Below are 12,059 nucleotides of genomic sequence, written 5' to 3'. Positions count from 1 at the left end.
GGGATTATCGAGTTTCTACAATTGGACTTGAAACTGGATAGGAATCCAAATTGAGTATCAAGTCATCTGAGGGCATTTTCGACGCCCTACGCGTTTTGGCCCAAGCCAATGCACCCATGAGTGCTGCTGAGCTAGCGTCCATTGTCGGATTGCCAGTCACATCTGCCATCCGTGCCCTGGCCACTTTAGAAGCAGGCAATTACGCCAAGCGTGATAACGGCTCATCCAAATTTGTGATTGGAGGAGCGGGACGCATGCTGGCCCATGCTTTCATGGCTCAGTTTCCTATCCGTGATGTCGCTTTGCCGTACCTACAGCAACTGGCATCTGTTTCGGGTGTGAGCTGCTCCTTGTTTCAGCGCCTAGGCTGGAGCACTGTCCGCATAGCGTTTGTGGCGGGAACAAAGTCGATCATCAATGTAGCAGTGGTGGGGGAGTCGCGCCCTCTGACAACGGGAGCTGCTGGACTTGCTATCTTGGCCCATTCAGAAGAAGGGTTTTCTGAGCCGATACGCAAAGCTGCTCAAGAAGGCATATGGGATGCTTTGTCGTCAAGATTCGAGTCCGTGAGAGGGCTGGGATATGCATTGGAGCAAAGTGTTTTCGATCAAGGTGGCTATGACCTTGCGATAGGGCTTCTCGATCCGAATGGTGTCGCGTTTTCTGCAATTGCCTTGGAAGGCTTGGCGCTCACGGATCACTATTTGTCGGAGCAGATCCCCGCAGTTAAGGAGATCGTTGCGGACCTGCAGAGAATCATTAACTCGGATCCATCGATGATTCATGACCACTACGATCATGTAAGCCCAGAAAGTATCGATCTGAGGCCCACTCCATGAACAAAGGAACATTGCGGGTGCTAAATGCACTGACGCTATTCACTAGGCAACCGGTGTGGGGCGTCACCGAATTGAGTCGTGAGCTTGAGTGCTCCAAAAACTCTGCGTTCCAGGCATTGGACACACTGATTAAAGAGGGCTATTTGGTCCGCGATCAAAGCGGAAAAAAATACCAACTCAGCCACCTTGTCCTGACTTTGAGCAAAGGCAATGAGCCCGCTGATGTTCGCACCTTGTGCATGCCATACATGCATCAGTTGCATAAGCTCACGGGGGAGAGTTTGTTCTTGAGCATTCTCGTGGGCCGGCACCACGTTTGTATTGAAAGCATTCAGGCCCAAGGGGTCACGGTGGGTTATTCCCCAATTACACAGCCTCTGCCATTACACGCAGGTGCGGGCTCAAGGCTTATGTTGGCTTGCCTGAAAGATGAGGAGATTGAGCAATATTTAAAACTTGAGTCGCCTCTCAAAAAGTTCACGCCCAGCACGATTACTGATCCAGAAGAGATCTGGAAGGAAGTTCAGCTTATTCGCAAAGTAGGATTTGCAAGAGGTTATGAAGACTTTTCCACCGGCGCGACTTATCTGTCTTTCCCTGTGTTCGGTGCGATGAACCGACCATTGGCCGCCATAACAATTGGAGGCCCTATATTTCGCTTCACTCGGGAGAAAGCGGATCAGTTCATCCCCGAACTGCGACGTATCTTTCAAGAGCTAAATCACCAGAGCCGAATGTTCGCAGCGGCGCCCGAAATCAAATTCTCGTAGGTATTCAGTTGCCAGGCGTCCCTTAGTGTGAAGGGGCGTAAAAGAGCCCGTCTGTAGCAAAAGTTCTTGATCAAGTATTGCGATGGGTAACAGCTATCCGAAGGCCTGCGGGATTCTTGTGCGTGGCAAGCCGCTGTGAGCGGTCGGTCTCGGGGACGGTGCGCCCGGTCCCGAACAACGATGGCACTTTGCCGTGCTGGAGACTTCTACTGTTTCGTTTTCATTCGAGAACTCCCAGGCTCAAAAGCCTTTGAGTTCCAATTTGGCGCATTGGCGCAAAGCTTGCGGAGTAACTTTTCGAATTGAATTCGCTCCCGGTCAGAAAGGCATTCCATCATGTCCTGCTCCCGGCTTTGCAAGCCAGGCATGAAGAGGTCGTGTAAATCGCAACCCTTCTTGGTGATATAGAGCAATTGCCGACGCTGATCGTCTGCATGTTGCTTGCGGTGTATCAAGCCCTTTTTCTCCAAGGCTGTCACTGCTCGACTGATGTTGGCCTTCAGATGTCCCGAAAAATCGCAGATATCTGCCGCTGCAATTCCATCCCTGAATCTCAAAAAGATGAGTGAAAGAATTTCGGGGCGTGTCAGTCCGTAGGTCGCCTCGATGGCCCTGAACGAGGGCTCACGGTAGCTGTTAATCATGTAGCCCAGTTTGTAGGCCATCGGAATGGACACCCCATCGAGGATGTCACTCAACTTCTGTGTCATGGACTGATCCTGCAAATTGATCGTCAAAGTATAGCCACGACTGAATTGTTGGCACGGCTTTCGAGCGCAATGAAATCAGAAATATGGTTTCATGTGAGACCAATATGACTCTGAGTCAAGCACTAATCCTGATGCCTTTCTAGATGTTTACCATTAGAAAATAATGGTTGCATATGAGACTAATCAAAAATAGACTGCTCTCTGATTTTGAGGTGCCGCCTGAGTTGATTGGACGAGGGCTACAGGAGACATTGGTAATGCAGGTATTGAAAGATCCGGAACTGAGCAGAGTGAACACTGACGCTTTAAAAGTGCGTAGCTGTTTCTATTCGGGCACGGGTGACAACCCTATCTATGTCGACCACATTCCTGCCTCACCTAAACGATCGTTTCGTACCCCGATCGTTATGCTTCACGGTGCTTTCCACACTGGCTCGGCGTACCTCGCGACCCCGGACGGTCGTGAAGGCTGGGCGCCCTTTTTTGCCGCACGAGGTCACGACGTGTATGTGGTTGATTGGCCAGGTCACGGCAGGTCGCCAGCAGACGAAAATTTTGCTCGTCTTTCAACCGAAAGCATTGCACGTTCCATCGCTGTACTGGTAAATGAAGTGGGACCAGCCATAGTGTTGGCACACTCTGCGGGCGGACCGCTGGCCTGGTGGATAGCCGATAACTTCCCAAACAAAGTTGCTGCGATCGTGGGGATCGCGCCTGGACCGCCGGCAAACATCCAGAAATCGCTTCCTGAAGACGCCGCGTCCATTGAGGCGCTCCGGTTTGACCAAAGCGTAGGGTGTCCGGTGTACTCCAGCCAGAACAAAACCGCATACGTCAATCTCGACTTCATACGCAGCTTCTGGGCAAATGGCGCAAGATTCCCCAAACACGCCATCGAGACCTATGCAAAATCGATAGTAGGTGAAAGTGGCAAAGTGCTCAATGAGCGCTTCAACATCGGCGGAGGAGGCATCAGGCTTTCTGGGCCAGACACCGTGGCCAAACGCCCCATACTCGTTGTGACTGGAGACAGTGATCTGCGACATCCACGCGAGGTCGATGGTGCTGTTGCCCGGTATTTTGGTGCTGAATCGCTTTGGTTAGCAGATCACGGGATTTGCGGCAACGGCCACATGTTGATGATTGAAGACAACAGTGCTGAGATCGCGACGCTGATTGCGACATGGATAGACGGGAAGTCTCTCTGATGAACGGCTTGGCATCGCAAGTGTCAGGGCGGATGACCGATGGAGCCGGCATGAACCAGGTTGTCTTGCGAACTGAGGGCCTAACCAAGACTTTTGCAGGATTCACGGCAGTCAACAAGTTGAACCTGAATGTGCGGCGGGGTTCCGTTCATGCACTGATCGGACCCAACGGCGCTGGCAAAACGACGGTCTTCAATTTATTGACGAATTTTCTGGCACCCACGCGCGGGAAGATTTTCTTCAATGACAGGGATATCACAGGCATGGCGCCTGCTGAAGTGGCGCGCCATGGTTTGGTGCGGTCGTTCCAGATATCGGCGGTGTTTCCGGGCCTCAGCGTGCTGGACAACATACGCATAGCGCTTCAGCGCCCTTCTGGACTGGCCACCCAGTGCTGGCGATCAGACAGGATTCTGGGAAGGCTGGACGAACGCTGTTCACAACTCATCGAATCTGTAGGCCTGGCGAACTTTCGGACGGCGACTGCGGGTGAACTGCCTTACGGCCGTAAACGGGCGTTGGAGCTTGCAACCACACTTGCATTGGAGCCTGAAGTCCTTCTGCTGGATGAGCCGATGGCAGGTATGGGGCGTGAGGACATTCAACGGATTGCGTCGCTGATTACCTCTGTAGCAAAAGGTCGCACTGTCGTGATGGTTGAACACAACCTGTCGGTTGTTGCGGATATTTGTGAACGCGTAACCGTGCTTCAGCGGGGAGAAATCCTGGCTGAAGGTACATATTCCGAGGTCAGCACCAACCCGCAAGTACGTGAGGCCTACATGGGTGTCGATCATGAATAGGCCGATGCTCAAAATATCCGGACTGCAAGCCTGGTATGGGGAAAGCCATGTGCTGCATGGTGTTGACCTGACGGTTAAAGAAGGAGAGACGGTCACCCTGCTTGGTCGTAACGGTGCGGGCAAAACCACAACCCTTAAATCAATTGTGGGTGTGGTGCGCGAGCGTCAGGGATCAATCATGTTTGACGGACGTGATTTGATGACGCTACCGTTGCACCACGTTGCACGGCAGGGGATTGGGTTTGTCCCCGAAGACCGCGGCATCTATTCCTCGCTCAGCGTCATGGAGAACCTGATGCTTCCACCGAAGTTCACCCCGGGGGGGCTGTCGGTTTCCGAGATTTTCAACCTGTTCCCCAATCTTGAAGAGCGCAGGAACAGTCAGGGCACAAAACTGTCCGGCGGAGAGCAGCAAATGCTGGCTATCGCGCGCATTCTTCGCACAGGTGCCCGTTTCCTGATTCTGGACGAACCTACCGAGGGGCTGTCGCCAGTCATTGTTCAACGCATTGGTGAAATTCTGAAGTTGCTACGCGAACGCGGCATGACCATCTTGTTGGTCGAACAGAACTTTCGTTTTGCCCAAAAACTGGCGGACCGTTTTTACGTGATGGAAGACGGCCACATTGTCGATACATTCAGCGCGTCCGAACTGGATTCACGGCTGCACGGCTTGCAGGCCATGCTGGGGGTGTGATGGACTCATTCTTTGTAATTCCCCTTCCTGCGCTGTACGGCCAGATGATGATTGGCCTGATCAACGGGTCTTTCTATGCTTTGTTGAGCCTGGGGCTTGCGGTCATATTTGGAATGCTGCATGTTGTGAATTTTGCCCATGGCGCGCAGTACATGCTTGGTGCATTCATCGCTTGGTTCCTGCTCTACAAGCTGGGGATCAGCTATTGGGCAGGGATTGTCATAGCGCCGATAGCTGTAGCCCTGCTGGGGGCGCTGATTGAGCGTGGTCTGTTGTCCAGGTTGAGAGGAAAGGACCCGATCTACGGGCTGCTCCTGACTTTTGGCCTTGCGATGACACTCGAAGGGACCTTCCAATATTTCTACGGCTCTTCGGGTCGAACTTATAGCGTACCCAGTGGGCTGACCGGTGGGATGAATCTCGGCTTCATGTACATGCCGATTTATCGTGGCTGGGTTATTGCGGCTTCTTTAGTCATCTGCTTCACGACGTGGTTGCTGATTGAGAAGACAAAAGTTGGTGTTTATCTCCGGGCGGCCACCGAGAAGTCAGTTCAGACCCAGTCTTTTGGCATCAATGTGCCGCTTCTTATTACGCTGACCTACGCTGTGGGCGCCGGACTGGCCGCTCTTGCCGGAGTGCTGGCCGCACCGATCTATCAGGTTGGCGCGCTGATGGGCCAGAACATCATCATTGTTGTTTTTGCCATTGTGGTGATTGGAGGCATGGGTTCCATTTTCGGCGCCGTAGCCACCGCTTACATGCTTGGGCTGGTGGAAGCAATCACCAAAATCTACTACCCACAGGGGTCCAGTATTGCGGTGTTTGTGGTGATGGCCGTCATCCTTCTGGTCCGTCCAGCCGGTCTGTTTGGAAGGGAGTGAAAAGATGGCGAACTCACCTCTTCACGGCTCTGGAAAAATCAAATGGCTGATTGGCGTTATCTGCCTTTCCGCTCTGTTGATTGCTCCATTCTTTCTATATCCCATATTTCTTGCAAAACTGTTGTGTTTGGCACTGTTTGCATGCGCCTTCAACCTGCTGCTCGGGTATGTCGGACTGCTTTCGTTCGGACACGCAGCATTCTTTGGGATCGCGTCGTACAGCGCCGCTCACGCACTGAAGGAATGGGGGCTGTCAGCCGAAGTCGGGCTCGCAGTGGGAATGCTTGTAGCGGCCATTCTGGGACTCGCGATTGGATTGCTCGCCATCAGAAGGCAGGGCATCTATTTCTCGATGATCACCCTGGCGTTGGCGCAGCTTGTCTACTTTTTCTGTCTGCAGGCACCCTTCACACATGGCGAAGACGGCATTCAGAACGTCCCCCGGGGACTGTGGTTTGGTCTGTTCGCGCTGGATAACGTCCTGACGCTTTACTACGTTGTGGCTGGCATGACCTGCCTTGGACTTCTTGTCATCTGGAGGGTGGTGAATTCGCCTTTCGGAAACATCTTGAAGGCGATTCGCGAGAACGAGCAGAGAGCCATCTCGCTGGGCTATCGCGTTCAACGCTACAAGTTGGGCGCATTTGTGATCTCTGCTGCATTAGCGGGATTGGCAGGTGGCCTCAAGGCACTGGTATTCCAGTTGGCGACTCTTAATGATGTTTCGTGGTCACTGTCGGGTGAAATTGTCCTGATGACCTTGTTGGGTGGAATAGGGACGCTGTCTGGCCCTGTTGTCGGGGCATCACTGATCGTCTCACTTGAGAACTATCTTGCAGGCTCTGAACTGCCTTTTCAGGTGGTACTGGGACTGATCTTTGTCCTTTGTGTACTGGTCTTCAGTCGCGGAATCGTGGGTGAGGTGTCCGCGCTGATCCAGAGAAAACGGCATTGATTGTCGTGTGGTTTGTCGGAGTGTTGGAAATTAAATTAAGGAGACATTGATATGTTCAAGAAAATGACCCTGGTCGCGGCTGCATGTTCCGCATTGGTCTCAATGCACGCCGGTGCTCAGGTTACAGATAACGTGGTCAAGATCGGTGTGCTGACCGACATGGCTGGCGTGACCGCGGATATCACCGGAAAAGGCTCCCTGATCGCGGCCCAAATGGCTGTGCAGGAATTCGGAGGTACGGTGCTCGGAAAGCCCATTCAGGTGATCTCTGGGGACCATCAGCACAAAAATGATCTGGGTGCTTCGATTGCCCGGCAGTGGTACGACACGGATAAGGTGGATGTCATCGTTGATGTGCCGAACTCCGCCATTGCTCTGGCTGTGCAGGGCATTGCTAAGCAAAGCAAGAAGTTGGTTTTGTTTTCTGGAGCAGGTACAACTGCGCTGACCAATGAACAGTGCTCTCCATATGGATTCCACTGGACTTACGACACCTATGGCTTGGCCCATGGCACTGCGTCCGCAGTCGTTAAGGCCGGGGGCAAATCGTGGTTCATGCTTGCCTCTGACTATGCCTTCGGCGCACAACTTGCCAAGGACACGTCCGAAGTGGTTGTAGCTGAAGGCGGAAAAGTGCTGGGATCACTTAAACATCCGCTTAACCTGGCAGACTTTTCATCTCTGCTACTTCAAGCCCAATCTTCGGGCGCAAACGTAATCGGAATCGCAAATGCCGGCAACGACACGATCAATGCGATCAAGCAAGCTGGTGAATTTGGCATCACGCAGAAGGGGCAAAGCCTGGCAGCCATGATCTTCATGGTCAACGACGTTCACAGCCTTGGCCTGCAGGCTGCTCAGGGGACCTATCTGACGACTGCGTCGTATTGGGACATGAACGCAAAGACAAGAGCATGGTCGAAGACCTTTATGGAAAAGCATGGAGCCATGCCTTCGATGATTCAGGCGGGTGTGTACGGATCCGTGCTGCACTATTTGAAAGCAGTGAAAGCCGCCGGTACGGATGATGCTGACAAGGTTGCCGCCGCAATGCGCGCGATGCCAATCAATGATGCATTTACGGAAAATGCACGTATTCGGGAGGATGGACGAGTCCTGAGGGAGATGTATCTGGCAAAAGTGAAAACCCCCGCGGCATCGAAATACGCCTGGGACTATTTCGAGATTGTCCGAAAGATACCTGCTGCGGACTCTGTGATGCCATTGTCTTTGAGCAAGTGCCCGCTGGTTGCGAAGAAGTAACTAGAGCTGGTGCATAGCTACCGCAGAGAGAAATCGGCGTGTTAGTTCGGTGCGTGATATCGGGCGTAACTGACTTCAATGCGCAAAGCTGCTTCTCGCAGCTGTCCGAGGTATCGCGTAATCGCAATCTCCGATTTCAGGGCGCGGTGAATCCAGTTGAGGTTCAGGCAAGCTAGGACCTTGCCCTCGAACATGATAGGCACGGCAATGCTTGAGGTTTTCGGCTGGCTGCCGCGCAGACGCAACCCATAACCACGCTCCAGCGTGGCCTTTAGGCTGCGTTCTAGGTAAGGCGGTCGCTGGATACCCGGAAATTCATCAAGTGATTCGAGAATGGCGGCTCGCAAAGGCGGGGGGCTGAAGGCTAGGTAGGTCTGGCCTGTGGCAGTGTCAAGCATGGCAATCTTGCGGCCGCGTGAGACGCGCTCGATAGAAAGCGGGCTCGTTCCGTGCGTCGTCGCCCGGATCACCATGTGACCGTGTTCATATGTAGCGATGTCACTCGGCCATAGCACTCGCACCCGAAGCTCATCGATTACGGGCTGTGCGATGTCGGCAATCCAGTCGTCATCATGGTATCCCTCTCCGAGAGTGCGAGCCATCAGCGTTAGACGGTAGGGTTGACGTAAAGAGTCCCTATGTACGTAGCCCTCCTTGCGCAATGTCTCAAGCAGGCGGTGCGCGGTGGGACGCGGAATGCCCGTCTCCTCTGCTACATCAGCTGTAGTTGCTTCAACCAGCCGATTCAGCGCACGAAGTACCTGCAAGCCCTTCACCAAACCTGCCACCGCAGGATAGTCGCTGCTCATGCTGTGATTTCTGAAAACATCTGCACCATGTCTGAATTGTCCACTGAATGGACAATTTGTACAAATGTGTTGGCGTACCTGGATGCAGTTCCTAAAGTGCTGCCAGGAGACAAGAACATGCAGAAATTACCGAATGCGCAGTTGACCCACGTGGGGGTTTATGTACGAGACCTCGACGGGATGATCGACTTTTATGTACAGACGCTAGGCATGGTTGTCAGCGATCGCGGCGATCATCCGCTCGGCGGAAAGATTGCTTTCCTTACCCGGACCACGCAAGAGCACCACCAATTGGTGTTGGCCTCCGGCCTGCCTGCGGAAGAAAAGTTCAACCGCATCAACCAGATTTCCTTTCGCGTGGCGACGCTGGATGACTTGCGTACGTTTGATGGGATTCTCAGGGAGCGCGGCATTGCTGTTCTGCGCACCGCCAACCATGGCAATGCGTGGAGCATCTATTTTTTCGACCCGGAGGGCAACAAAGTCGAGATTTACACTCCCTCGGACTGGTACGTTGCCCAGCCGTTTGGCGTACCTGTGGACTTTGAAAAAAAAGACGAGGTCATTTTTGCCGAAACTCAGGAGTTGATTCGCGACAACGCAACACGGACCAGCAGGTTGGCGTGGGAAGAAAAGATGGGCAAGAGGCTCGGATGAAAAGCTTCGATGTTGCGATTGCGGGATTTGGTCCCGTCGGTGCTGTTCTTGCCAACCTGTTAGGACAGTGCGGTATGCGCGTACTGGTTGTTGAGCAGGCGACGGAAGCTTTCGATAAGCCGCGCGCGATTGGCCTCGACCATGAATCCATTCGTGTGTTTCAGTCGCTGGGTCTTGCCGAAGATTTCATGAAAAACACCCGGGTATATCCCGGCGGCGTTTATCTGGGTGTTGATGGCGATCCGATTAAGCGCTTCGACCCTTCGCCGCCGCCGTATGCTTTGGGATGGCCGCCAAATGTGACTTTTGTGCAGCCTGAACTTGAAGCGTTGTTGCGCTCGGGGGTTGCCCGCTTCCCAAACGTGGATGTCCGGCTAGGACACCGGCTGCTGGATTTTCAACAGACTGAAAGCGGAACCACCCTTCACGTACAACGCGCGGCCGGGGGCGCACCTATTCAATTTTCAGCCCAATATCTCATTGCGTGCGATGGGGCGAACGGTCTCGTCAGGCAGCGGCTTGGCATACCTGTAGAGGACCAAGCGTTTGATGAATGGTGGGTGGTGGTAGACATGTTGCAGAGGCGAGAGTCGCGCTTGCCTGAAGTCAGCACCCAATACTGCTGGCCGAGCCGCCCCGCGACTTATGTCTTTGGGCCTGGCAACCTTCGCCGCTGGGAACTTAAGTTGCTCCCTGGTGAGACGCCCGATATGTTTAGGGATCCTGCGCGTGTGCTGAAGGCTCTAGCGCCCTATGTCGATACGGATGCTTTTGACCTTTGGCGCAGCGCGGTGTATCGCTTTCATGCGTTGGTTGCGCACCGGTGGCGCGTGGGCCGTGTGTTTTTGGCGGGCGATGCGGCCCATCAGACGCCGCCCTTCTTGGGACAAGGATTGGGGGCTGGCATTCGTGATGTGGCCAATCTCGCATGGAAACTTGCGCTTGTACAAAAGGGTAGCCCCGACGCCTTGCTGGATACCTACGAAACAGAGCGAAAGCCGCACGTGACCGAGCTGATTAGCCGCGCAAAGGAGTTCGGGTTGGAGATTGGAATGCTCGACACCGCGAAAGCCTTGCAGCGTGATGCGCAACTTCGCGAGGCACTGGCCAAAACCCATGGTGTCACCTTGCGCCAACGCTATGTCCCGCAGTTGAGCTGCGGGGTGATCGACACGGAGGATTCGGGCGGGCATGCGGGATCGCTATTTTTGCAGCCTCGGGTGATGACTCCGGATGGCATCGAATGCCTGATTGATGATGCTGTAGGCCCGGGCTTTTTATTCGTCACTGATGGCCTAGAGCCGCAGTCGTGGTTCGACGCAGATGCATTGGACTGGTGGTTGGAACTGGGAGGACGCCGGCTTGCGCTGGTTCAGCAACCGGCCCCAAACAGTAGCGGAATTTTGGAACTCTGCGAAACGCTGACCCTTCTGCGCGAATGGATGCGCGTGGCCGGCGCCAAAGCCATGCTGGTCAGGCCCGATAGGTACGTGTATGGCATCGCAGGAAATCCGGCAGTACTCAAGCGGCAATTACGGCAGATCGCCTTGCAAGTTCGTCTAACCAAAGAAGAGGCAATTCAATGACACCATCCATATCCAGCAATGAAGAACAGAAGAGTATCTGGGCTCATCTTTACAACACTGACTTTCGTCAAGGGTGGGTGGATGTCAACGGCATTCGTACCCGCTATGTACAGGCTGGTCACCCCGGCGCACCATGTGTGGTGATGCTTCATGGGACAGGCGGGAGTTGGGAAACGTTCTGCGCCAACCTCCCGGCATTCTCAAAACACTTCAACTGTTTCGCGCTTGACATGGTGGGCTGCGGTTTCAGTGACAAACCGGATTACCCCTACGAAATTGCGACTTACATGACTCATGTGCTTGGGTTTATGGACGCCATGCAAATCTCCAAAACACATCTTGTGGGCGTGTCCTTGGGGGCATGGGTGGCAGCGCGGCTTGCGCACAACCATGCTGGCCGCATCGGGCGTCTGGCACTTACATCCGTGGCCGGGCTTATCGCTGATCCAGCAACCATGGCCCGCATCCGGGCAGGGCGTGGAAAGGCAGTCGAAGATCCTAGCTGGAGCAACGTCAAGGCGATCTTCGAGAAGCTCATCCTGAACGAGAAATACAGATTGGACGACTTCGTGGCGATACGGCAAGCCTCATATCGTTTGCCGGACATGAAACGTGCCATGGATCATATTCTTGTGCTTCAGGATCCTGAGATTCGCACTCGTAATCTCCTCACTGAGGATGAATGGCGAGAGATTCAAAACCCAGCGCTACTGATTGGATCCGTTGACGATCCTGACACCTATCTTGAAACTGCTCGCAAGGTGGCCAAGCTTATGCCGCATGCACGCTACGTCGAAATGCAGAACGTGGGTCACTGGGCGCATTACGAGGACGCCGGAACGTTTAATAAACTCGCCATTCCTTTTTTCCAGGAGTAA

The 12,059-nt window shown here is 53.8% G+C and carries 13 protein-coding genes; 11 read left to right on the top strand and 2 right to left on the bottom strand.

What is annotated here, in order from left to right; genetic code table 11:
- The first annotated feature begins 50 nt into the window (after positions 1-50).
- Entirely contained in the window at positions 51-839 is a 789-nt protein-coding gene (locus ACFQND_RS27160; RefSeq protein WP_371439408.1) for an IclR family transcriptional regulator, read from the top strand.
- Positions 836-1,609, top strand: coding sequence for an IclR family transcriptional regulator (locus tag ACFQND_RS27155; protein WP_371439409.1), 774 nt, complete (start codon positions 836-838; stop codon positions 1,607-1,609). Before ACFQND_RS27160 ends, ACFQND_RS27155 begins: the two co-directional genes overlap by 4 nt.
- A 206-nt stretch (positions 1,610-1,815) precedes the next feature.
- Here the strand turns inward: ACFQND_RS27155 and ACFQND_RS27150 are convergent, their stop codons facing one another.
- Entirely contained in the window at positions 1,816-2,319 is a 504-nt protein-coding gene (locus ACFQND_RS27150) for a MarR family winged helix-turn-helix transcriptional regulator (protein WP_371439410.1), read from the bottom strand.
- A gap of 257 nt (positions 2,320-2,576) precedes the next feature.
- On the opposite strand from ACFQND_RS27150, the gene ACFQND_RS27145 reads away from it, so the two are divergent.
- Genes ACFQND_RS27145 through ACFQND_RS27120 form a run of 6 tightly spaced genes read left to right on the top strand, consistent with a single transcriptional unit; the run spans position 2,577 to position 8,129 of the window.
- Complete coding sequence (locus ACFQND_RS27145; protein WP_371439411.1) at positions 2,577-3,527, top strand: alpha/beta fold hydrolase; 951 nt, start codon at positions 2,577-2,579, stop codon at positions 3,525-3,527.
- Between the two features lie 50 nt (positions 3,528-3,577).
- Positions 3,578-4,330 (top strand): ABC transporter ATP-binding protein, encoded by a 753-nt coding sequence (locus tag ACFQND_RS27140; RefSeq protein WP_371439412.1) that lies wholly within the window; start codon positions 3,578-3,580, stop codon positions 4,328-4,330.
- Positions 4,323-5,027, top strand: coding sequence for an ABC transporter ATP-binding protein (locus tag ACFQND_RS27135; RefSeq protein WP_371439413.1), 705 nt, complete (start codon positions 4,323-4,325; stop codon positions 5,025-5,027). Before ACFQND_RS27140 ends, ACFQND_RS27135 begins: the two co-directional genes overlap by 8 nt.
- Positions 5,027-5,911 carry a branched-chain amino acid ABC transporter permease gene (locus ACFQND_RS27130; RefSeq protein WP_371439414.1) on the top strand — a complete coding sequence of 295 codons (885 nt, stop codon included), beginning with the start codon at positions 5,027-5,029 and terminating at the stop codon, positions 5,909-5,911. The genes ACFQND_RS27135 and ACFQND_RS27130 overlap by 1 nt, the downstream gene beginning before the upstream one ends.
- Before the next feature lie 4 nt (positions 5,912-5,915).
- The gene (locus ACFQND_RS27125) at positions 5,916-6,866 is read left to right on the top strand and encodes a branched-chain amino acid ABC transporter permease (RefSeq protein WP_371439415.1); all 951 of its coding nucleotides are present in this window, start codon (positions 5,916-5,918) and stop codon (positions 6,864-6,866) included.
- A gap of 51 nt (positions 6,867-6,917) precedes the next feature.
- Positions 6,918-8,129, top strand: coding sequence for an ABC transporter substrate-binding protein (locus ACFQND_RS27120; RefSeq protein WP_371439416.1), 1,212 nt, complete (start codon positions 6,918-6,920; stop codon positions 8,127-8,129).
- Positions 8,130-8,170: 41 nt separating this feature from the next.
- Here the strand turns inward: ACFQND_RS27120 and ACFQND_RS27115 are convergent, their stop codons facing one another.
- Positions 8,171-8,938 carry a helix-turn-helix domain-containing protein gene (locus ACFQND_RS27115; protein WP_371439417.1) on the bottom strand — a complete coding sequence of 256 codons (768 nt, stop codon included), beginning with the start codon at positions 8,936-8,938 and terminating at the stop codon, positions 8,171-8,173.
- A 27-nt stretch (positions 8,939-8,965) separates the two neighbouring features.
- Between ACFQND_RS27115 and ACFQND_RS27110 the strand changes: the two genes are divergently transcribed.
- The 3 genes from ACFQND_RS27110 to ACFQND_RS27100 are packed head-to-tail and all read left to right on the top strand — an operon-like array spanning position 8,966 to position 12,059.
- On the top strand, positions 8,966-9,595 hold the full coding sequence (locus tag ACFQND_RS27110) for a VOC family protein (protein ID WP_371439418.1): 630 nt from the start codon (positions 8,966-8,968) through the stop codon (positions 9,593-9,595).
- Positions 9,592-11,181 carry a bifunctional 3-(3-hydroxy-phenyl)propionate/3-hydroxycinnamic acid hydroxylase MhpA gene (gene mhpA, locus ACFQND_RS27105; RefSeq protein WP_371439419.1) on the top strand — a complete coding sequence of 530 codons (1,590 nt, stop codon included), beginning with the start codon at positions 9,592-9,594 and terminating at the stop codon, positions 11,179-11,181. The genes ACFQND_RS27110 and mhpA overlap by 4 nt, the downstream gene beginning before the upstream one ends.
- Positions 11,178-12,059: an alpha/beta fold hydrolase gene (locus tag ACFQND_RS27100; RefSeq protein WP_371439420.1), complete on the top strand. Its 882-nt coding sequence runs from the start codon at positions 11,178-11,180 to the stop codon at positions 12,057-12,059. Before mhpA ends, ACFQND_RS27100 begins: the two co-directional genes overlap by 4 nt.

The organism is Polaromonas aquatica, assembly GCF_042659145.1.
Lineage (GTDB): Bacteria > Pseudomonadota > Gammaproteobacteria > Burkholderiales > Burkholderiaceae_C > Polaromonas > Polaromonas aquatica.
The sequence above is the reverse complement of the archived record's forward strand: the minus strand, read 5'-3'. Positions and strand labels throughout refer to the sequence as shown.